The sequence below is a fragment of the Rhodovulum sp. HP10 genome, assembly GCF_047553435.1.
GTDB lineage: Bacteria > Pseudomonadota > Alphaproteobacteria > Rhodobacterales > Rhodobacteraceae > Rhodovulum.
Genome location: NZ_CP180201.1, coordinates 238,043 through 258,091, shown reverse-complemented (window position 1 = coordinate 258,091; position 20,049 = coordinate 238,043). Strand labels below are relative to the sequence as shown.

The 20,049-nt window shown below is 66.7% G+C and carries 18 protein-coding genes and 2 pseudogenes; 11 read left to right on the top strand and 9 right to left on the bottom strand.

All coding sequences use genetic code 11. From position 1 onward, the window contains the following. Positions 1-271 precede the first annotated feature (271 nt). From thrC to ACK8CO_RS01150, 5 genes are all read left to right on the top strand, one after another. Positions 272-1,663, top strand: a complete 1,392-nt coding sequence (gene thrC, locus ACK8CO_RS01170) for a threonine synthase (protein WP_414897862.1) — start codon at positions 272-274, stop codon at positions 1,661-1,663. Further along, positions 1,660-2,922, top strand: coding sequence for a M16 family metallopeptidase (locus ACK8CO_RS01165; protein ID WP_080616195.1), 1,263 nt, complete (start codon positions 1,660-1,662; stop codon positions 2,920-2,922). The genes thrC and ACK8CO_RS01165 overlap by 4 nt, the downstream gene beginning before the upstream one ends. Then, on the top strand, positions 2,922-3,512 hold the full coding sequence (locus ACK8CO_RS01160) for a GNAT family N-acetyltransferase (RefSeq protein WP_414897861.1): 591 nt from the start codon (positions 2,922-2,924) through the stop codon (positions 3,510-3,512). The genes ACK8CO_RS01165 and ACK8CO_RS01160 overlap by 1 nt, the downstream gene beginning before the upstream one ends. Before the next feature lie 836 nt (positions 3,513-4,348). Next, positions 4,349-5,164: an MBL fold metallo-hydrolase gene (locus ACK8CO_RS01155; protein ID WP_414897860.1), complete on the top strand. Its 816-nt coding sequence runs from the start codon at positions 4,349-4,351 to the stop codon at positions 5,162-5,164. Positions 5,165-5,239: 75 nt separating this feature from the next. Continuing rightward, on the top strand, positions 5,240-6,652 hold the full coding sequence (locus ACK8CO_RS01150) for an FAD-binding oxidoreductase (protein WP_414897859.1): 1,413 nt from the start codon (positions 5,240-5,242) through the stop codon (positions 6,650-6,652). Between the two features lie 124 nt (positions 6,653-6,776). Here ACK8CO_RS01150 and ACK8CO_RS01145 read toward each other — a convergent pair whose 3' ends face one another. Beyond that, positions 6,777-7,316 carry an adenine phosphoribosyltransferase gene (locus ACK8CO_RS01145; RefSeq protein ID WP_080616200.1) on the bottom strand — a complete coding sequence of 180 codons (540 nt, stop codon included), beginning with the start codon at positions 7,314-7,316 and terminating at the stop codon, positions 6,777-6,779. Between the two features lie 317 nt (positions 7,317-7,633). Between ACK8CO_RS01145 and ACK8CO_RS01140 the strand changes: the two genes are divergently transcribed. Beyond that, a complete protein-coding gene (locus ACK8CO_RS01140) occupies positions 7,634-7,816 on the top strand; it encodes a hypothetical protein (protein WP_080616201.1) in 183 nt (60 codons plus the stop codon). A gap of 242 nt (positions 7,817-8,058) precedes the next feature. On the opposite strand, the gene ACK8CO_RS01135 is transcribed toward ACK8CO_RS01140, so the two are convergent. Together ACK8CO_RS01135 and ACK8CO_RS01130 are read right to left on the bottom strand one after the other, a co-directional pair. Further along, positions 8,059-8,931, bottom strand: coding sequence for an S-methyl-5'-thioadenosine phosphorylase (locus ACK8CO_RS01135; RefSeq protein WP_414897858.1), 873 nt, complete (start codon positions 8,929-8,931; stop codon positions 8,059-8,061). A gap of 119 nt (positions 8,932-9,050) precedes the next feature. Continuing rightward, entirely contained in the window at positions 9,051-9,650 is a 600-nt protein-coding gene (locus ACK8CO_RS01130; protein ID WP_080616203.1) for a flavin reductase family protein, read from the bottom strand. Positions 9,651-9,722: 72 nt separating this feature from the next. Here ACK8CO_RS01130 and ACK8CO_RS01125 point away from each other — a divergent pair, with 72 nt between their 5' ends. Together ACK8CO_RS01125 and ACK8CO_RS01120 are read left to right on the top strand one after the other, a co-directional pair. After that, positions 9,723-10,265 carry a GNAT family N-acetyltransferase gene (locus ACK8CO_RS01125; protein ID WP_414897857.1) on the top strand — a complete coding sequence of 181 codons (543 nt, stop codon included), beginning with the start codon at positions 9,723-9,725 and terminating at the stop codon, positions 10,263-10,265. Between the two features lie 267 nt (positions 10,266-10,532). Next, entirely contained in the window at positions 10,533-10,922 is a 390-nt protein-coding gene (locus ACK8CO_RS01120) for a CVNH domain-containing protein (protein ID WP_414897856.1), read from the top strand. A 103-nt stretch (positions 10,923-11,025) separates the two neighbouring features. Here the strand turns inward: ACK8CO_RS01120 and ptsP are convergent, their stop codons facing one another. The 6 genes and pseudogenes from ptsP to ACK8CO_RS01090 all read right to left on the bottom strand — a co-directional run bounded on the left by ptsP (position 11,026) and on the right by ACK8CO_RS01090 (position 17,505). Continuing rightward, the gene (gene ptsP / locus ACK8CO_RS01115; protein ID WP_414897855.1) at positions 11,026-13,269 is read right to left on the bottom strand and encodes a phosphoenolpyruvate--protein phosphotransferase; all 2,244 of its coding nucleotides are present in this window, start codon (positions 13,267-13,269) and stop codon (positions 11,026-11,028) included. 11 nt (positions 13,270-13,280) lie between these two features. Then, on the bottom strand, positions 13,281-14,519 hold the full coding sequence (locus ACK8CO_RS01110) for an aspartate kinase (RefSeq protein ID WP_414897854.1): 1,239 nt from the start codon (positions 14,517-14,519) through the stop codon (positions 13,281-13,283). A 302-nt stretch (positions 14,520-14,821) separates the two neighbouring features. Continuing rightward, positions 14,822-15,295 carry a DUF1178 family protein gene (locus ACK8CO_RS01105; protein ID WP_414897853.1) on the bottom strand — a complete coding sequence of 158 codons (474 nt, stop codon included), beginning with the start codon at positions 15,293-15,295 and terminating at the stop codon, positions 14,822-14,824. A gap of 395 nt (positions 15,296-15,690) precedes the next feature. Continuing rightward, positions 15,691-16,277 (bottom strand): annotated as a pseudogene (locus ACK8CO_RS01100) (IS3 family transposase); the annotation flags it as partial. A 151-nt stretch (positions 16,278-16,428) separates the two neighbouring features. Then, positions 16,429-17,055 carry an SOUL family heme-binding protein gene (locus ACK8CO_RS01095; protein WP_414897852.1) on the bottom strand — a complete coding sequence of 209 codons (627 nt, stop codon included), beginning with the start codon at positions 17,053-17,055 and terminating at the stop codon, positions 16,429-16,431. Positions 17,056-17,112: 57 nt separating this feature from the next. Next, positions 17,113-17,505, bottom strand: coding sequence for a DUF2177 family protein (locus ACK8CO_RS01090; RefSeq protein ID WP_080616210.1), 393 nt, complete (start codon positions 17,503-17,505; stop codon positions 17,113-17,115). A 9-nt stretch (positions 17,506-17,514) separates the two neighbouring features. Between ACK8CO_RS01090 and ACK8CO_RS01085 the strand changes: the two genes are divergently transcribed. From ACK8CO_RS01085 to ACK8CO_RS01075, 3 genes and pseudogenes are all read left to right on the top strand, one after another. Further along, on the top strand, positions 17,515-17,790 hold the full coding sequence (locus ACK8CO_RS01085; protein ID WP_414897851.1) for a hypothetical protein: 276 nt from the start codon (positions 17,515-17,517) through the stop codon (positions 17,788-17,790). A 534-nt stretch (positions 17,791-18,324) separates the two neighbouring features. Further along, positions 18,325-18,681, top strand: a pseudogene (locus ACK8CO_RS01080) (IS5/IS1182 family transposase); the annotation flags it as partial. 210 nt (positions 18,682-18,891) lie between these two features. Further along, on the top strand, positions 18,892-20,049 hold the full coding sequence (locus tag ACK8CO_RS01075) for an efflux RND transporter periplasmic adaptor subunit (RefSeq protein ID WP_414897850.1): 1,158 nt from the start codon (positions 18,892-18,894) through the stop codon (positions 20,047-20,049).

Genomic DNA, 20,049 nt, shown 5'->3' with positions numbered 1-20,049 from the left:
AGTCCGGCGCCGCGCGCTCCCGCGGTGCCGGATATCTTGTTTCCAGGAATAGCTCTTCCGGTTCGCGACCATCGCCCCGTTTGACATCGCCCGGTTTCACGATCATCGCCCGGACAGGCCGTCCCGCGTCCCATGACGCCCCCGCGACGCGCCGCCGGCGGCAGCCTCGTGGGGCATCGACCCGGTTTCATGGCATATCGGCCGTTCGCCCCGGGGTGACATGGCCCGATCTGTGGCGTATCAGGCGGCAGGCTGAGGGAAAGAGCAGGCAATGCGCTATGTATCGACCCGGGGGCAGGCCCCGGTTCTGAATTTCGAAGAGGCAATGCTGACCGGGCTGGCCCGCGATGGCGGGCTTTACGTGCCCGAGACCATTCCGGCGATGTCCGCCGACGAGATCGCGGCACTGGCCGGTCTGTCCTATGAGCAGGCCGCGTTCCGGGTGATGCGGCCCTTCGTGGGCGACACCTTCACGGATGCCGAATTCGAGGCGATCATCGCCCGCGCCTATCGGGGCTTCAACCATGCCGCCCGGGCGCCCCTGGTCCAGATCGGCCCGAACCACTTCCTGCTTGAACTCTTCCACGGGCCCACGCTCGCGTTCAAGGATTTCGCGATGCAGCTGATCGGCCAGCTGTTCCAGGCCGCGCTCGAACGCTCGGGCCAGCGGGTGACGATTGTCGGGGCCACCTCTGGCGATACCGGCTCGGCCGCGATCGAGGCCTTCCGCGGGCTGCCCAATGTCGATGTCTTCATCCTCTTCCCCGAGGGCCGGGTTTCCGAGGTGCAGCGGCGCCAGATGACGACGCCCGCCGAGGACAATGTCCACGCGCTTGCCCTGAAGGGCGATTTCGACGATTGCCAGGCGCGGCTGAAGGACATGTTCAACCATTTCGAGTTCCGCGATGCGGTCGGGCTTGCCGGCGTGAATTCGATCAACTGGGCGCGGGTGCTGGCCCAGGTCGTCTATTACTTCACCTCGGCGGTCTCGCTGGGCGCGCCGCACCGGCCGGTCAGCTTCACCGTGCCGACCGGCAATTTCGGCGACATCTTCGCGGGCTACATCGCGCGCCGCATGGGCCTGCCGATCGGAAAGCTGGTGATTGCCACCAACCAGAACGACATCCTGCACCGCGCGCTGACCGGCGGCGCCTATGAGACGAAGGGCGTTGCACCCTCGATCAGCCCGTCGATGGATATCCAGGTCTCGTCCAACTTCGAACGCGCCCTGTTCGAGGCCTATGGCCGCGACGGTGCCGCCGTGGCGGGCCAGATGGAAGATCTGAAGGCCCGGGGCGGTTTTTCCATCAGTCAGGGCGCTCTGGAATTCCTGCGCGAAAGCTTCGCCTCGGGCCGTGCCTCCGAGGCCGAGACCTCCGGGACGATCCGTGCGACCTTCGCCGCGACCGGTCTGACGATCTGCCCGCATACGGCGGTCGGCGTGAAGGTCGCGGCCGAGCAGCCCGCCTCGGCCGTGCCGATGGTGACGCTCGCGACCGCGCATCCGGCGAAATTCCCCGATGCGGTCGAGGCCGCCACCGGCTCACGGCCCCCCCTTCCAAAATCGATGGCCGATCTGTATGACCGGCCGGAACGGGTGAGCCCGGTCGAGAACGACCTTGCCGCCCTCGAAGCCCTCATCAATGAAAGGCGCAAGCGTTGAGCGTCGAGCTGCACAGGCTGCCGAACGGATTTCGTATCGTCACCGAGCGGATGCCCGGTCTGAAATCGGCCGCCATCGGGATCTGGATCATGGCCGGCGGGCGCGACGAGCGGCCCGAGGAAAACGGCATCGCCCATTTCCTCGAACATATGGCCTTCAAGGGCACCGAGAAGCGCACCACGCTCGAGATCGCCGAGGCGATCGAGGATGTGGGCGGCTATATCAATGCCTATACCTCGCGCGAGATGACGGCCTATTACGCCCGCGTGCTCGAGGCCGATGTGCCGCTGGCGCTGGACGTGCTGGCCGACATCCTGATCAATCCGGTCTTTGCCGAGGATGAGATCGAGGTCGAGCGCGGGGTGATCCTGCAGGAAATCGGGCAGGTGCTCGACACCCCCGATGACGTGATCTTCGACTGGCTGCAGGAGGTCGCCTATCCGGGGCAGGCGCTGGGCCGCTCGATCCTGGGGCCTGCCGAGCGCGTGCGCGGCTTTACCCGCGAGGACCTGTTCCGCTTCATCGGCACGCATTACTCGCCCGACCGGATGATCCTGTCGGCTGCGGGCGCCGTCGATCATGCCGAGATCGTGCGCCTGGCCGAGGGGCTGTTCTCGGGGCGCGAGGCAACCCCGCGCGGCCCGCTCGAACCGGCGCGTTTCGCCAGCGGCGAGCGGCGCGAGGTCAAGCCGCTCGAGCAGGCGCATATGGCGCTGGCCTTCGAATGCCCGGGCTATCGCACCCCCGAGATTTATACCGCGCAGGTCTTCTCGACCGCGCTGGGCGGTGGCATGTCCTCGCGTCTGTTCCAGGAACTGCGCGAGAAGCGTGGCCTGTGCTATACCGTCTTCGCCCAGACCGGCGCCTATGCCGATACCGGGATGATGACGCTTTACGCGGGCACCAGTGCCGAGCAACTCGGACCGATGGCCGAGCTGACCATGGCGGAACTCGCCCGTGCCGCCCAGGACATGACGCCCGCAGAGGTGGCGCGCGCCCGGGTGCAGATGAAGGCGGGCCTGCTGATGGGGCTGGAAAGCCCCTCGAACAGGGCCGAGCGGCTGGCGCGGCTGGTCTCGATCTGGGATCGCGTGCCCGGGGTCGAGGAGACGGTGGCCAATATCGACGCGGTCACGACCGAGGCCGTGCGCGACTTCGCCGCCCGGCTGACCCTTGACGGCCGTCCGGCGCTGGCGCTTTACGGCCCCGTCTCGGGGGCACCGGCGCTTGACGCGCTGCAAGGCAGGCTGGCTGCCTGATGCTGGGCCTCAGGCGCAAGGTCCGGATCGAGACCGAGCGCATGACCCTGCGCCCGCCGGCACATGCCGATTTCCAGGCCTGGACGATGCTCCGGGCCGAAAGCATCGCCTTTCTCACGCCCTGGGAACCGACCTGGTCGCCCGACCATCTGGCGCGCAAGGCTTTCACCAACCGGGTCTACTGGGCGCAGCGGGCGCTGGGCTCGGGCTCGGCGGTGCCGCTGTTCCTGTTCCGCCGCTCGGATGACGCGCTGCTGGGCGCGATCACGCTCGACAATATCCGCCGCGGCCCGTCGCAATCGGGCACGCTCGGCTACTGGATCGGCGAATGCCATGCCCGCCGTGGCTATATGCGCGAGGCGATCGAGGCCGTCGTGCATTACGCCTTTGCCCAGAAGGATCTGAGCCGGATCGAGGCCGCCTGCCTGCCCGAGAATGCCGCCTCGCGCGGGGTGCTGGAGAAATGCGGCTTCAAATACGAGGGCGTGGCGCAGAGCTACCTGCAGATCAACGGGCGCTGGCGCAATCACGTGCTTTACGCGAATCTGCGCCGCGACCGGCGCGGCCGGACGGAGACCGGGCTGGCCTGAGCCGGGTCCGCCCCCACCGGGGGGGGCGCGTCGGTCCCGGAACCTGACGGGTTGGTCGCGGGCAGGGCCTGCTCGCCTATCGACCCGTGATGATCTTTGAGACGGGTGACGTTTCCGCCGCAGCAACCGCCCGAACCACAGGTCAGGCGCGGCCAGCGCCCAGCCGATCGGGGGCAGATCGGCGCGCGGGACCTTTTGCGGCGCCGCGGAGAGCGTCCGCAGCCTTCAAAAGCCCGAGAACCGCGTCGCGACGCGGGCATCAGGGGCAGGGCATTTCTGCACAGGGCATGAGACGGGGCGCGGCATCCGCATGCAGGAAGGACCGCAGGGCCGGATCAGGCGCGGGAAAACCCGGTCGCCAGATGGTTGGCCACGATCCTGGCCGCAGTGGCAGGGTCGTGGCCGCATTGGGTGGAAACGATATCGCGGGGGACCGCGCGAGCGTCCGCAAAGGCAGGATATAGCACCGCCAAACCGCGTCCCGGTCTATCGCGTGATCGCTCGGCCGGACGACCAAGAAGGGCTGCTCGCCGAACATCGATTTGTGCCGCCCCAAGCCGAGGAAACGGCCTGCGAAATGCCCGCCGCCCGTGTTATCCTCGGCATCGGGCGCGGTCCGGAGCACCGGAACGAAGAACGCCTGCGGATCGGCAGATTGCGGAAGCTGCGGCAGGGCATGAAGGGCCTCTGCCTCTGCCTCTGCCTCTGCCTCCGCCCGGCCCTCGGATCGGCCCCTCTGCTGCGGATCGTCAGCTTTTATGCGCGCCGGGAAAGCTTGTCCCCCGGCCCTGACGAAGACCCGGGAAACGCTGACTCCTGACAGGGAGGTCAAAGCCATGTTGCGATCCTGTCTGATCCTGCTTGCGGTCCTGACCGTCTTGCCAGCCCTCGCCGAAGGGCGGCGGCTCAGCCATTGCATCGCCATCGCCGATGCCGCGCCCGGCCTGCGGTTCCTGCACCCTGCCGGTTTCGGCACGCCGCTCGGCGAGAACACGGTGCGGCTGACCTTCGTTTCTCACGCGACCTTTCTGCTCGAGACCCCGGGCGGTCTGGTGGCGGCCACCGACTATACCGGCTATCTCGGCCCGACCCCGGTCACGCCCGATCTGGTGACAATGAACAATGCCCACGAGACCCATTTCACCGCCTTTCCCGATCCCGCCATCCCACATGTTCTCGAGGGCTGGGCCAGGGGCGGAGAGGCCGCCGATCATCATCTCGATCTGGGCGAGATGCTGGTGCGCAATGTGCCCACGGACATTCGCGGTCATGACAGCGCGGCCGTGCGGCCCGACGGCAATTCGATTTTCGTCTTCGAGGTGGCGGGGCTCTGCATCGGGCATCTGGGCCATCTGCACCATATCCCGGACGAGGCGCAATTCGCAGCCCTCGGGCGGCTCGACGTGGTGATGGCTCCGGTCGACGGGCGGCTGACGCTGGATCTGCCCTCGATGATCGCTGTGCTGACCCGGCTGAAAAGCGCGGTCGTGATCCCGATGCACTGGTTCGGCCCCCGGACGCTCGAGCGCTTTCTCGCCGGCATGTCGGATGATTTCGAGATGCGCCGGCCGGGCTCATCCTCTCTCGAGGTCTCGCTCCGGACGCTGCCCTCCCGCCCGACCGTCGTGGTGCTGGAGCCGCTCTCTGACTGAGCCGTCCGGCGACATGTCCGACTGGCTTGCCAGCGGGCGCCCGGCCATGCTTCACCGGTGAGGAAAGGAGCGCCCATGCTGAACCCCGTCACCGATGCCTTTGCCGCCGATCTGCGCGCGCGGCTGCCCGCAGCCGTCTTTCGCGAACTGACGCCCGCCTATCTGGAAGAGCCGCGCGGCCGGTTCCGGGGGCAGGGGCGGCTTCTGCTGGCGCCCGGCCGGGTCGAGGAGGCGGCCGAGATCCTGCGCGCCTGTGCCGCCGCACGGGTCGGGATCGTGCCCTATGGCGGCGGCACCGGGCTCGTCGGCGGGCAGATCATGGAAACGGGGCCTGCCCCGGTCATTGTGACGCTGGAACGGATGCGGGCCATTCGCGCGGTCCATGCCGACGAGAATGTGCTGGTGGCCGAAGCGGGCTGCATCCTCGCCGAGGTGCAGGCGGCAGCCGAGGCGGCGGGGCGGCTGTTTCCGCTGTCTCTGGCCTCCGAGGGCTCGGCCCGGATCGGCGGGCTGCTGTCGACCAATGCGGGCGGGCTCAACGTGTTGCGCCATGGCAATGCGCGCGATCTGTGCCTCGGCATCGAGGCGGTGCTGCCCGATGGCTCGATCCTGAAGGGGCTCAAGCGGCTTCGGAAGGACAATACCGGCTATGACCTGCGGCATCTGCTGATCGGGGCCGAGGGCACGCTGGGGCTGATCACCGCGGCGGCCCTGAAGCTCGTGCCGCGGCCCGCAGCCACGGGGGCCGCGTTGCTGGCGGTGCGCGATCCGGCGGCGGCGCTGACGCTTCTGGCCATGGCGCGGGACCGGGTCGCCGAGGGGGTCTCGGCCTTCGAACTGATCCACCGAGCGGGTCTGGACTTTCTCGCCGAGACCCTGCCCGATCTGCGCCGCCCCTTCGCCGATCCGCCCGAGTGGATGGTGCTGATCGAGCTCGGGCTCGGCGCGGGGCAGGACCCGGGCGCGGCGCTGGAAGATCTCTTTGCCGCGGCCTTCGAGGCCGGGCTGGTCCCGGACGGGCTGGTCGCCCGATCCGAGGCGCAGCGCCAGGATTTCTGGGCAATGCGCGAGGCGATCCCGCTGGCCAATCGGCGGATCGGGGCCATCGCCTCGCATGATATCGCGCTGCCGCTCTCGGCGATCCCCGATTTCATCGCCACGGCCGGGCCGGCGCTGGCCCGGATCGGGCGCTTCCGGATCAACTGCTTCGGCCATCTCGGCGATGGCAACCTGCATTACAACGTCTTCCCGTTGCCCGGAGAAACCCGTGCCGATCACGAGGCGCGGCGGGAGGCCATCACCAGATGCGTTCACGATCTGGTGGCCCGGTTCGAAGGCTCGATCAGTGCCGAGCACGGGATCGGACGGCTCAAGGTGGCAGAGCTCGCGCATTATGGCGACCCGGCGCGGCTGGCGGCGATGCGGGCGATCAAGGCCGCGCTCGATCCTGTCGGCATCATGAATCCCGGCGCGGTGCTGCGGGCCTGATCCTGACCGAGGGCACGGATGGCGCGGTTGTGTCGTGGATATTTCCGCCAGGAAGACGCCGCTGTTCCCTTCTTCTTGGCAGAAATACCCCGGGGGTCCGGGGGCAGAGCCCCCGGCGCTGTCTTCAGGCGCCCGCGTATTCGCAGAGCGTGTGCACGTCCATGCCCATCTCTTCCAGCCGCTTGCGGCCGCCGAGTTCGGGCAGATCGACGATGAAGGCGCAGCCGATCACCTCTGCGCCGAGCCGTTCGCACAGCCTGATGCCCGCCTCGCATGTGCCGCCGGTGGCCAGAAGGTCGTCGACGATCAGCACCTTCTCGCCCGGGGCGAGCGCATCGTCATGGATCTCGACCACGGCCTCGCCATATTCGAGCTTGTATTCCTCGGCGATGGTCGCGGCGGGCAGCTTGCCCTTCTTGCGGATCGGAACGAAGCCCTTCGAGAGCTGGTGGGCGATGGCGCCGCCCAGGATGAAGCCGCGGGCCTCGAGGCCCACGACCTTGTCGATCTGCGCCCCGGCATAGGGGTTCAGCAGCTGGTCGATCGCCATCCGGAAACCGCGCGGATCGGCGAAAAGCGTGGTCACGTCGCGGAACATGATCCCCTCATGGGGGAAGTCGACGATAGTGCGGATGTAGTCCTTGACGCTGCTGCTGGCGATCATCCCGGGGGCCCTCTGCTTCAGATCCTTCGGGGCCCGCTTCTGGCGCAAGGCTTTGCCCCCCGCAAGGGCGTGGTTTGACGCAAGGGGGGGGCGTTCAGCCGCGCGAGGTCATGAAGGCGCGGTAGAACCGTTCGGAAATCCAGGAGAGATGCGGCTTGCGCCAGTCCATCCGGTCCCGTCTCAGCAGGCATTGTGCGACGTGAAGATTCATTTTCGAACTCCCTTTCTTTTTTTTCTTGTGGACCCGTCCCGGGTTGAGGTTAATGCATATGTATATACATCGCATAGGCAAAAGGCAACGGTGGGACGCGCAGGGCATGGGCAAGAAGGGCGGAAAGAAGGACAGCCAGCTGGTGCTTCGGCTCGACAAGGAGCAGCGCGACGAGTTCGTGGCGCTCTGCAAGACGCTCGATACCAGTGCCGCGCGCGAGATCCGGGCCTTCATCCGCAGCTTCGTCAAGCAGCATGGCGGCGAGGCCGGGAGCGGAAAGAAGAAATAGGAAGACGCCGAGGTCACGCGAACCTGGCGCCGGGGCGTCATCCAGCCCGGATTCTATGGGCAGAGGGTGGCGGGGATGTCCCGAACTGTCCCAGAGCGCGACCGGGCCTCTGCGCGCTGCCGTTGCCGGGCCGGGCGGACGCTCCGGAAACCGGTCGGGCGGATCGCGACCGCCGGAGCCGACCGCAAGGGCGGACCGGCGGACCCGGCCGTCCGGGCCGGATCCGTGCTTTCAGTGTCCGCTCAGCGGTCGAGCACGCGACCCGCAACCGCGTCGAGCCGGGCGATCAGGGCCGGGTCGCGTTTTTCGGGGGCGGTGATCAGCGCGTGATCCAGCGCGGTGTCGCAGCCCTTGTCGCAGGGTTTGTGGGCGCCCAGAAGCCGGGGCAGGCGGCTGACCATGCCGCGCGCCTTTTCGGCATTGCCGATCAGGGTCCGGACGATATCGGCCACCTCGACCGCATCGTGGTCGGGATGCCAGCAGTCGTAATCGGTGACCATGGCGATCGAGGCATAGCAGAGCTCGGCCTCGCGGGCGAGCTTGGCCTCGGGCATGTTGGTCATCCCGATCACGTCGCAGCCCCAGTTCTCGCGATAGAGCTTCGACTCGGCGAGCGTCGAGAATTGCGGCCCCTCCATCGCCAGATAGGTGCCGCCGTCATGCACGGTGATGCCCTCGTCGCGCGCGGCCTGCAGGCAGGCGGCCGACAGCTGGGCGCAGGTCGGATGCGCCATGCTCACATGCGCCACGCAGCCCTCGCCGAAGAAGCTCTTCTCGCGGGCGAAGGTGCGGTCGATGAACTGGTCGACCACCACGAATTCACCGGGCGCGAAATCCTCGCGGAACGAGCCGCAGGCCGAGACCGAGACGACATCGGTGGCGCCGATCCGCTTCAGCGCGTCGATATTGGCGCGGTAGGGCACGGTGGTCGGCGAATGCACATGTCCGCGGCCATGGCGCGGCAGGAAGGCCATCTTCATCCCGTCGAGCGTGCCGGTCAGGATCTCGTCCGAGGGCTTGCCCCAGGGCGTTTCCACTGCCTGCCAGCGCGCGTCTTCCAGCCCGTCAATGTCGTAGACGCCCGAGCCGCCGATCACCGCGATCATTCGTTCCATGTCATCCGTCCCTCTTGTTGGTTCTGGCATGCCGGCGCTCCTTTTAGGCGCCTCGTCGGGGAATGGAAACGGCGCCTGGGCGCGCAGGGGGGCAAAAAATGCCGCTGCCGGGCCCGGTTTTACGGCCGCTGCAGCGCGAAGATGTCGCGGATCGCGGCGTAATCGCGATAGCCCAGCCGGGCGAGCGGCCGGAAGCGGGTCACGTCGAAGCGCCCGTCGACCAGACAGTCCTCGCGCAGATGGATGCCGGTGACCTCGCCGAAGACCACGAGATTGGCCGCACCCGGCAGCACGACGATCTGGCTTAGCCGGCATTCGAGCGCGGCCGGGGCATCGGCGACCCGCGAACAGGCGATGGTCTCGCAGCGGGTGCGGCCGATCCCGGCCAGGGTAAATTCGTCCTCGCCGCGCGGGGCGGGGACCGAGGTCGCGTTCATGGCATCGGTCGCGGCCTCCTCGACGATGTTGACGCAGAAGACGCCGGTTTCACGGATATTGGCGACGCTGTCCTTGGTGCCGTCGCGGTCGGGCTTGACCGAGGTCGAGGCGAACATCACCTGCGGCGGCTCGTAGGCCACGGCATTGAAGAAGGAATAGGGGGCAAGGTTGTCCCGGCCCTCGCCGTCGCGGGTCGAGATCCAGCCGATCGGCCGCGGCGCGACGATGGCGCCGAACGGGTCATGCGGCAGGCCGTGGCCCTCTTCGGGACGATAGAACATGACATTCCTTTCTGCCATTTCCCCCGACATAACCTCGTGCTAGGGGCGGTTCCAGCAGGAAGGGAGAGCGGCGTGATCCGGGTGGCGGAAGAAACGGCCGGGGATTGGTGGGAAGTCGAGGCGCTTTACGATCTCTGCTTTGCGCCGGGCCGCACTGCGCTGTCTTCCTACCGTCTCAGGGACGGGGTGGCGCCGGTTGCCGGGCTCTGTCTGACCGCGCGCGATGCCGAGGGCATTCTGGCTGCCGCAATCCGGTACTGGCCGATCCGGGTCGGAGAGGCCGAAGCGCTGCTGCTTGGGCCGGTCGCCGTCCACCCCACGCGGCAGGGTGAGGGGCTGGGCGGGCTTCTGATCCGAAATTCGCTGGCCCGGGCCGAGGAGCTGGGCGTGGAACGGGTGATGCTGGTGGGCGATGCGCCCTATTATGCGCGCTTCGGTTTCTCGCGGCTGACCGGCGTCGAGATGCCACCGCCGACCAACCCCGACCGCGTGCTGGGGATAGAGCTGCGACCCGGCGCCTGGGCGGGCATCTGCGGTGCGGTGACCCGTGCTCAGACGGACGCGCAGACGGGCGGGCAGACCGGCGGGCAGGGGGACGAACCGCCGTCCGGCTGAGTGGGCCATCTCTTCCGGCATGCTGGCACCCGGCGCGCCGCAGCGTCCTTTCTCGCGGCATTGGGCGAGGCCGGGCGGGATCGTAGCCCTGCGATTCGGCGAGAGAGGACGGATCGCGGGCGGGCGGCGCCTTTCCGGGGCAGCCCCCGGAATTTCTATGTCTTTGAAGAACGGCCCGAATTCAGATTTTCCGGGTAAAAGTCCATGTTCTGTGTTAACCATGGGTTGTGGGTGATTTAGTTCACACAATTCAGGGAGGATGTTTTGATGAAGGTTTTTCTCGTTGCCTCTGCGCTGGTTCTTTCCGCGACGGCCGCATCTGCTGCCGATCCGAGCAGCTTCCAGAACACCTGCTCCAATATCTGGTTCCACTATACCGATGACGGCGGTGCTGAAATCGTCGCGACCTGCCTGACCGCCGATGGCATGCCGAAAGAGACCTCGATCGCCATGCCGGGTATCGGGAACAAGGACGGATCGCTGGTCATGGAGGGCGGCAGCGCGAGCTTTCAGAAAAGCTGCGGCAGCATCATGCTTCACCCGTCCATCGATGGGGTGGAGCTGACCGCGTCTTGCCGCAAGGTCGACGGCTCCTTCGAGGATGCGTCGATTTCGATCGACGGAATCAGCAACGAAAACGGGACCCTGTCGAACTGAGGCCGGGCCGGACATCCAAGGCGGGCAGTCCGGAGGGCTGCCCGTTTTTCTGCCTGGCTGCCGGATCCGCGGATCGCTTGCCGCGCCGGGCGCTGCCGGAGGGTCAGTCGCGCCGCCGCAGCCAGTCGATGATGGCCGGGCGCACCGACTGGGCGCCGCTGGCCCGGGCGGTGTCGATCACGGCGCGGGCCTCGGCGAGATTGCTGCGGCGGAGCATGTGCTTGACCGGGCCGATCGAGGCCGGGCGCATCGACAGGCAACGCAGACCGATGGCCGCGAAACACAGCGCCTCGACCGGGCGGCCCGCATCCTCGCCGCAAAAGGACAGCGGCGTGCCGGTATCCTCGCAGCGTTTCACGATCTGCTCGAGGAAGCTCAGAAAGCTGACATTCAGCGTGTCATAGCGCCGCCGGACGCGTTCGTTTTCGCGATCCGCGGCGAAGAAGAACTGTTTCAGGTCATTGCCGCCGATCGAGATGAAATCGGCTTCCTCGTAGAATTGCCGGGGCGAGAACGCCATCGAGGGGGTTTCCAGCATCGCGCCGATCTCGACCCGTTCGGGCAGGGGCCGGCCCAGCCGTCCCTCGCGGTCGATCTCGCGCAGCAGGTGGTCGCGCGCGGCGCGGAATTCGTCGAGCTGCGCCACGAATGGGAACATCACCGAAAGCGGCCGGCCATTGGCGGCCCGGATCAGCGCCTGAAGCTGCATCCGGAGCACGCCGGGCCGGTCGAGCCCGACCCGGATCGCGCGCCAGCCGAGGGCGGGGTTCGGCTCGTCCTGCGGCTTCATGTAGGACAAGACCTTGTCCGAGCCGATATCGAGCGTGCGGAAGACGACGCGGCGGCCTTCGGCTGCGTCCATCACCCGGGCATAGAGCGCGGCGACCTCGCTGCGTTTCGGCACCTTGGAGCGTACGAGGAACTGCAGTTCGGTGCGAAACAGGCCCACGCCCTCGGCGCCCGAGCTTTCCAGCGAGGGCAGGTCGGCCATCAGGCCCGCATTCATGTGCAGCGCGATCCGCTGGCCGCAAAGCGTCAGCGCCGGTTCCTTGCGGATCGTGGCATAGCGCTGCTGCGCCTTGGCCTGCATCGCGATCTTGTCGTTGAAGGCGGTCGCGACGGTCTCTTCGGGGCGCAGATGCACGATGCCCTGCTCGGCATCTACAAGGATCGGGTCCCCGTTCAGCGCCTCGGTCGTGATCCGCCGGGCATTGACGATCAGCGGGATTGCCAGCGCCCGCGCGACCACCGCGGCATGGCTGCCGACCGAGCCTTCCTCGAGCACGATGCCGCGCAGGCTCCGGCCGTAATCCAGAAGCTCTCCGGGGCCGATATTGCGCGCGATCAGGATCGGGTCCGAGGGGCGCTCGGCGCCGGTATGCTCGCCCTGGCCGGTCAGGATGCGCAGCAGCCGGTTCGACAGGTCGTCGAGATCGTGCAGACGCTCGCGCAGATAGGGGTCGGGTACGGTCTGCATGCGCGCGCGTGCTGCGGATTGTTCCTTCTCCACCGCCGCCTCGGCCGAGAGACCACGGGCGATGTCCTCTTCCATCCGGCGCTTCCAGCCGCGCGAATTGGCGAACATCCGGTAGGCTTCCAGCACCTGAAGCTGATCCTTGTCGCCGCCCGGCGCTGCGCTCAGCATCTCGTCGACGGTGACGCGCAACCGGTCGACGGCCTCGCCCAGCCGCTGCATCTCGGTCTCGTAATCGTCGGCGATGGGGTTTGTCACGACCACGCGCGGTTCGTGCAGCCAGACATGGCCGACCGCCACCCCTTCCTGGCCGACAGTGCCCTGAAACATCACCGGCCGCTGGTGCAGCGCGGCCAGCGCCTCGCCTTCGCCGACAAAGGCGCCAAGCTCGGTCATCTCGGCCAGCACCATGGCCACGACCTCGAGCGCGTATAGCTCGTCATCGGAATACTGCCGCGCGTCCCGGGACTGCACGACCAGCACGCCCAGCCGTTCGCCCAGGCGCTGGATCGGCACGCCGAGGAAGGCCGAGAAGATCTCTTCGCCGGTCTCGGGCATGTAGCGGAAGCCGCGTTCCTGCGGAGCGTTGCCGGAATTGATCGGATGCGCGGTCTTGGCGACGCGACCGACCAGCCCCTCGCCGACCCGCAGCCGGGTCTTGTGAACCGATTCCGGGTTCAGACCCTCGGTTGCACAAAGCTCCAGCGTATCGGCATCGCGAAACAGATAGACCGAGCAGACATGGGTGCCCATCTGCTCGGCGATCAGGGTCGTGATACGATCCAGCCGCTCCTGACCCGCCGCCGGCTCGGCGAGGGTCTCGCGCAAGCTGACAAGCAGCTTGCGGCTTGCACTCTCAGTCGGGTCGGGCATTTGCCCCCGTATCAGGCTGCGTTTTCCAATCCGAACGCATCATGGAGGGCTTGCACGGCAAGTTCCATATATTTCCGGTCGATCAGAACGGAAATTTTGATCTCGGAAGTTGTAATGACGCGTATGTTGATCCCTTCAGCGGCGAGTGCCTCGAACATGGTCGAGGCGACGCCGGCATGGCTGCGCATGCCGATCCCCACGACCGAGACCTTGGACACATCGGTATCGGCCACGACCTGGCGAAAATTGACCTCGCCCGCCTCCATGGCCTTTTCCATCGCCTCGCGGGCGCGCGGAACCTGGTTGACCGGACAGGAGAAGGTCATGTCGGTGCGACCCTCTTCCGAGATGTTCTGCACGATCATGTCGACATTGACCCCGGCCTTGGCCAGCGGCCCGAAGATGGCGGCGGCGATGCCGGGTCGGTCGGCCACCGAAATCAGCGTGACCTTGGCTTCGTCGCGCGAATAGGCGACGCCGGAGACGACGTTCTGTTCCACAATATCCTCCTCGTCGCAGACGAGCGTGCCCGAGGTCTCGTCAGTGTCTTCGAAACTCGACAGGACCCGCAATTTCACCTTGTAGCGCATCGCCAGCTCGACCGAACGGGTCTGCAGCACCTTGGCGCCGAGACTGGCAAGTTCCAGCATCTCCTCGAAGGCGATGCGGTCGAGCTTGCGCGCCTTGTCCTCGATCCGCGGGTCGGTGGTATAGACCCCGTCCACATCGGTATAGATGTCGCAGCGCTCGGCCCCGAAGGCGGCGGCGAAGGCGACGGCGGTGGTGTCCGAGCCGCCCCGGCCCAGCGTGGTGATCCGGCCCTCGGGGCTGATGCCCTGGAAACCCGCGACCACGGCGACGCGCATGCCTTCGCCGAATTTCTGGTCGATATTGGCGCGCGGGATATCGACGATTCGCGCCGCGGAATGCGCCGAGCTGGTTTTCAGCGGCACCTGCCAGCCTTGCCAGCTGCGCGCGGGCACGCCCATTTCCTGCAGCGTCAGCGCCATAAGCCCGGCGGTCACATTCTCGCCCGAGCTGACCACGGCGTCATATTCGCGTGCATCGAACAGCGGCGAGGTCTGTTCGACCCAGCCCACCAGCTCGTTCGTCTTGCCGGACATCGCCGAGACCACGACGATGACGTCATAGCCCCGCTCGACCTCGCGCCTGACCTTCTCGGCGGCATTCGAGATGCGCGCCAGATCGGCCACCGAGGTGCCCCCGAATTTCATTACCAGAACCGGCATCTTTGCCCGTCTCGTCCCCGCGCTTTCGTTTCGGGGATGCCTTATGGGATGGCGCGGCAGAGGGCAAGTTCAATAGGGAGGCGCTTGCCTCTCGGCGGCCCCGGTCGCGTCGGGATCGCTGTCGCCTTCGACGCGCGGCCCCATGGGGAAGCCGCCCGCTGCGAGGCTCAGGACCCTTCCGCGATGCGGGGATGTCGATCCGGGGCCGCGACCGTCCTGAAGCCTCGGCCATGAAGGCCAGGTTTCCCTCTGGTGTCGGCGATCCGGGCCGCAGGGGCGGCGCGTCTTCAGGTCCTCTTGCGTCAGTTTCTCTTGCGACCGGGCAGGAAGGGCAGGGGGGCGACGGGGATGCCGTCCTCGATCAGCCGGATCGCCTCGTCGGGGCGGGCTTCGCCATGTATCGGACGGTCGGGGCGGAGCCCGGCATGAATGTCGCGTGCCTCCTGGGCGAATCGCAGGCCGACATGTTCGGAGGTCTCCTCGATCCGTTTGCGCAGTGCCGTCAGCGCCTGTTCGGCCGGGCTCGCGGGGGCTGAAAGCGGGCGCTCGGCCGGGGGAGTGTTCTGTCCGGGGCCGTCCTCCGGCGTCGGCGCGCCGGAGCCTGCGGGCCGGTCGGTCGCGACGCTCGGGGCCATCAGCGCCTTCGAGACGTTGCGGCTGCCGCAATGGCTGCAGGCGACATGGCCACCCTTCAGGAGCGTGTCGAAGGCAGAGGCCGACTGGAACCAGCTGTCGAAGCGGTGCCCTTCGGCACAGGTAAGCGCATAGCGGATCATTCGAAAATCCTGTGGCAGGACCGGGAGATACCTAAGCTCCGGAGTCGTTCCCCATCATTGCCAGAAGATGAGCGCCGCTGCGAGGAGGATTGCGCAGAAAAGGTTTCCGGGCAGCGATCGTCTCGGGCTGACAAATCGTATCTGCTGGCAACAGGGCGCCAATCCTTCCATCGGCCCGACATGATCGGGATGAGATCCCGGCATTTGTCCCGCCGCTTGTCGTCTCTCATGTCCTTCCGGTGCTCCATCCTCCCGGGAATGAAGGTCTATATCTTCCATGTCTTTCAGGATCTCCCGGTGGCGATACCTGTCATGCCCCGGTCTGCCAACCCGCCAATCGGCCCGTTGCAGACCGCTCGGAAGCGCTGCTGGACCCGCGTCATTCCGCGCCCGGTCTCGGGCCGCAGACGGATGCAGGATCCGTCACTCGGCCAGAGCCGCCCCGTCTTCGGCTGCTTGTGCGGCACCTCAAACCGCCAGATCCGCTCGACGCGCTTCACGTTCACGGGCCTCCCGGCATCCAGCAGCATGGCCGCGATCCGGAGATCGCCGTAGCGCCCATCGCGATGATATCTGCAGTCAGTGCGTCGTCGTCAGCCCGGCCTTGCGCCACTTTGCCCTGGTTGGGCCGATGCCGGCCGGGCACCCGACAGGCTGAAATTCTGCCGGACATGCGCGACGCAGGCCAGGCGGCTGGCGGGGCTCAGACGTTTCCCGGGGCGGCCTCTCTCAGGATCAGTTTTCCGGACGTGAGATCAGAAACTGCCTTGCGAAGCCGCTCGTCCTCCTTCTCGAGCTCGTCCAGAGGCTTCACCTGGCCGGTCTTCAACCCGCCGAACGCCTTGCGCCACAGGGAGCAGGTGACCCGCGTCACCCCGGTCGACCGCAGGGCCTCCGCCACCGGGCGAGCCTGCGATAGCGGCACGTCGACCCGCCGGGGCTTCGCGACGATCTCCTCCCGCTTGTGACTCTTCTGTTCCATTCCTCCATCCGGCTCGCAAGCCCACTTCAGAGAGAACCAGGTCTCCGTGGGCAGACCATGATGCCCTGCCGCTTTTCCGGTTCCTGGGCGAAAGGGAATGGTTGAAAAACAGAATGTGACCTTGAAGGTTAGGATCTCGTCCAACCTTTGCTCAGTCCCTTTTTACAGGGATCAGAACCTCGTTGCGGCGATGGGAGGGCAACGTCCAGGGCGGGTTATATCCTGCAACCTCGGCCGGCCCCGCCGGAGTCAGGTCCTTGCTCGCAATCCAGTTGCGCAGGCGGGTTTCTTCGGCAGAAGCTCTTTTGCTCATCGAACCAGAGTAGCGCACTACCGCAACCCTGCGCGGCGGGATCGTGGCCAGAGAGACACGCGGGTCGGTCGGCGCGGGCGCGGTGTCCAGCGTCAGCGAGTCGGGCAAGATAAAGACCATCTCGCGCGAAGCTTCCTGAGTCTGCAGGACCGGCACGGTCATGGCAATCTTGGCCCTATTGGCGGTGTCGGTATTCAGGACGGGTGCGGTCATGGCGATTTCACGTGCGCCGCTGTTGGCGCCCGAGATGTAATCGAATAGACGACCGAAGGCGGCGCGGGAGCCGTCGTTGACTGTTGACCTGACGACCACGAGTTCGCCGTAATCGCGCAGTTCGAACGGTGGTTCGGCAAGGGCCAGGCTGTAGTCGGGTTCCGGCGCTGCCGCACTTCCGAGAATGGAGCAGGCGGTGACGCTCAGGAGGCCGGCAAAGGCGGTGATCGCTTTTGTGGCGCGGGACAACATACTTAACTCCTTGCATTTCAAGGGCCGCAACGGCTTGTCCGACGGTCCACCTGTTTCTCAGTCCTGCAAGCGCAACATGATCATCACGCCAGCCCAAGCGGAAAAGCCCGTAAGAACCGCGCCCCAGATCGTGTCCGTGGCGACCATCGTCCAGGACCAGTCTTTCATGATCGACATCGAGGTGAATTCATAGGTGCCATAGGCCATCGCCCCGAGCACGGCCCCGTGCAGTGCCGCCCGCTTCGGCACTGCATCGCGCAATGCAGGTGCCGCGACGAGGAACACGAGCCCCGCCACGTAGGCCAGATAGAACAGGCCTGCCGGGGCCATCATCGGGCTGTCGCGCATCGCATCCCCGATATGGCGGGTAAAGAGCGGCTTCATCATGAGGGTCAACATGACGGCATCGATGAAAAGGAAAAGAACGGCGGTGATGGCGTAAAGTTTCATTCGAGCTCCATGCGTGAGTTCGAGCCATTAGATAGCGCCAAAGATCCCGTTGCCTATGACTGCGAGCTGTTCCGCGTGAAATTGCGTTACCGGCCGGGCGGCCAATGTCCGCGGTGTTCGCTCGGTTGTGACCCGCGCTTCAGCTCGGTTGGGATCTGCCTGCTGCTCAATGCCGCCGCCCATGACCGGCTCGACGGCGTGGTCTTCGAGAACCTGCCCTGGCAGGACGAGCTGTCCCGCTATGACGGGCCGCAGGCGCTGTTCTATCTCGATCCGCCCTATTGAGGCGGCGAGGACGATTACGGCAAGGGCCTCTTCGACCGCGACCAGTTTGCCGAGCTGGCCGAGCGCCTCGACCGGATCAAGGGCGCCTTCGTGCTGTCGATCAACGACCGACCCGAGATCCGCGATCTGTTCGCGGCCTTCCGGATCGAGGAGGTGCAGCTGACTTACTCGGTCTCGAAGAGCGGCGCGACTGCGGCCCGGGAGTTGTGAGCTGGCCCCCGGATCCCGGACTGGGTTGAGTTTCACTATGCGGCCATCAAGGTGGCCATGTCGATCCTTGCCTGTTCGGGCGTGCGGGACGCGGCACCGTGCCGACCGGCCAGCGCGCACGATAGGCGTCGATCTCATCGGGCGTCCATGGCGGGCGTCCGGCGGTCTTGCGCCTCTTCGGCGCGCGGACACCGACAGTCGGATCGAGATCGAGCAGCGCCGCAGCCATGCCATGGGCTGCCAGAAACCGTGACCTGCGCCCCGGTGGTCCCTCGTTCCTAACGATAGTCCCTGGGGGTGATGGTGGTCGGTTTCAAGTTGGGCACCGCCGGCGGTGGCCATGACACGCGCCGCTGCCATACCGCCATCCCCGCGCCTGAGGCCACGCCGATCATTCCGATCCGCAAAATCGGCCGCCTTTGGAAAGACGATAGCCCAGCGGCACGCGCCCACAACGAGACACGAAGTGCCACCCGAAATTACGGCCGGGCGTTCTGGACGCGCAAGACCGGAGCCCACGCCCGCAGCCGGATCGAGACGAGAAGGCGCGGCCTGAAATCCTTCGGCAAACGCATCATGGCCAGAGATCCAGAGCGCCAGATCTCCGAAATCCAGATCAGCATCTCACTCATGAACCGCGTCAACGCTTTCGACGCCGCCGAGATCCTTCGCGTGACATGAGGTCAGCCGGGTGAAGGGCAGTCATGTCTGAGGCGCGACCTGCGCAACAACGCCCCACCGGTCCGTCAATTTCCAAAGGGCAGGCAAACGCTTCCGTCCGGATCGGTCAGCCTTACGCGATGCGATCTTCACGATATCTCCACGAAATCTCGGCGGTTCGTCCACCGTCCGATGCGATTTGCCCGCAGTGTGACATCGACTGGACGATACATGACGCGCCGAAATCTACTGATCCTCTGCTTTCTCGGGCTGATGGCCGGGACGCTGACCCTGTTCCAGTTCGGAGACCGCACCGATGCGGCTCCTGAGGAAAATGCGGTGGGGGCCGCGGTCCGGTTGACCACCCGGACGATCCGGCCCGAGCCGATCGTCCTCGAGGCCGAGCATTCCGGCCGGGTCGCGGCGTTTCGGCGGGTCGAGATCAGGCCGCAGGTCGGCGGCCTGATCCTGGAACGGCTGGTGGAAGAAGGCGCCCGGGTTTCGGCCGGGCAGATCCTGTTCCGCATCGATCCGGCGCCGCTGAAGGCCGATCTCGTCATGGCGGAGGCCGCCCTCGCGCGCGCCGAAGCGGCCGAGGCCCATGCCCGCCGCGCGGCCGAGCGCTCGGATGCATTGCTTGCCAGGAAGGCCGTCAGCCGGGAAAGGAACGATACCGCCCATAACGATCTGCGGCTTGCTGTGGCAGGCGTCGCCGAGGCGCGCGCCCTGGTCGAGCGCAAGAGGCTGGATCTGGATTTCGCGACGCTGCGGGCGCCCATCGACGGCCATGTGACGGCGGATCTGGCCGATGCCGGCGCGCTGGCATCGGCCGGGGCCGACAAGCCGCTGGCGGTGGTGCAGGATCTCGGGAAGGTCTTTGTCGACATGCGCCTGCCGGCCGGGGAACTGGATGCCATCCTGAGGGCTGCAAGGGAGGGGCTGGGACCGGTCCGGATCCTGGCGGATCGCGAGGGCGCAGAGCCCGTGACGGGGGTGGTCAAATTCACGGATCTGATCGTAGATCCGGGGACCGGCTATGTCACCATCCGCATCGAGGCCGCAAATCCCGACCTCGCCCTGCTGCCCGGGATGTTCGTGCGCGCACGCCTGCCGCGCGGAAGGCTGCCTGACGCGCTGCTGGTGCCCGAGGAGGCCGTTCTGCGTACCGGCGGCGGCAGGACGCAGCTTGTCGTCGTCTCGCCCGAGGGGGAGGCGATGCGCCGCGACGTGGGGCTTGGGGACCGGGTCGGCACCCGCTTCATCGTCACATCGGGACTGATGCCCGGCGAGGTCGTGGCGATCCGCGGGCAGGACCGCGTGCCCGAGGGCCGCGCGGTATCGGTCGACGCCAGCCCCGCCGAGGCTCCATCTTCACATCCCCAATTCTGA

Excerpts from the sequence above, each read along its gene's own strand:
- thrC (WP_414897862.1), top strand. The coding sequence starts at position 272 with ATGCGCTATGTATCGACCCGGGGGCAGGCCCCGGTTCTGAATTTCGAA.
- ACK8CO_RS01160 (WP_414897861.1), top strand. The coding sequence starts at position 2,922 with ATGCTGGGCCTCAGGCGCAAGGTCCGGATCGAGACCGAGCGCATGACC.
- ACK8CO_RS01155 (WP_414897860.1), top strand. The coding sequence starts at position 4,349 with ATGTTGCGATCCTGTCTGATCCTGCTTGCGGTCCTGACCGTCTTGCCA.
- ACK8CO_RS01150 (WP_414897859.1), top strand. The coding sequence starts at position 5,240 with ATGCTGAACCCCGTCACCGATGCCTTTGCCGCCGATCTGCGCGCGCGG.
- ACK8CO_RS01145 (WP_080616200.1), bottom strand. The coding sequence starts at position 7,316 with ATGATCGCCAGCAGCAGCGTCAAGGACTACATCCGCACTATCGTCGAC.
- ACK8CO_RS01140 (WP_080616201.1), top strand. The coding sequence starts at position 7,634 with ATGGGCAAGAAGGGCGGAAAGAAGGACAGCCAGCTGGTGCTTCGGCTC.
- ACK8CO_RS01135 (WP_414897858.1), bottom strand. The coding sequence starts at position 8,931 with ATGGAACGAATGATCGCGGTGATCGGCGGCTCGGGCGTCTACGACATT.
- ACK8CO_RS01130 (WP_080616203.1), bottom strand. The coding sequence starts at position 9,650 with ATGTTCTATCGTCCCGAAGAGGGCCACGGCCTGCCGCATGACCCGTTC.
- ACK8CO_RS01120 (WP_414897856.1), top strand. The coding sequence starts at position 10,533 with ATGAAGGTTTTTCTCGTTGCCTCTGCGCTGGTTCTTTCCGCGACGGCC.
- ptsP (WP_414897855.1), bottom strand. The coding sequence starts at position 13,269 with ATGCCCGACCCGACTGAGAGTGCAAGCCGCAAGCTGCTTGTCAGCTTG.
- ACK8CO_RS01110 (WP_414897854.1), bottom strand. The coding sequence starts at position 14,519 with ATGCCGGTTCTGGTAATGAAATTCGGGGGCACCTCGGTGGCCGATCTG.
- ACK8CO_RS01105 (WP_414897853.1), bottom strand. The coding sequence starts at position 15,295 with ATGATCCGCTATGCGCTTACCTGTGCCGAAGGGCACCGCTTCGACAGC.
- ACK8CO_RS01095 (WP_414897852.1), bottom strand. The coding sequence starts at position 17,055 with ATGTTGTCCCGCGCCACAAAAGCGATCACCGCCTTTGCCGGCCTCCTG.
- ACK8CO_RS01090 (WP_080616210.1), bottom strand. The coding sequence starts at position 17,505 with ATGAAACTTTACGCCATCACCGCCGTTCTTTTCCTTTTCATCGATGCC.
- ACK8CO_RS01085 (WP_414897851.1), top strand. The coding sequence starts at position 17,515 with ATGCGTGAGTTCGAGCCATTAGATAGCGCCAAAGATCCCGTTGCCTAT.
- ACK8CO_RS01075 (WP_414897850.1), top strand. The coding sequence starts at position 18,892 with ATGACGCGCCGAAATCTACTGATCCTCTGCTTTCTCGGGCTGATGGCC.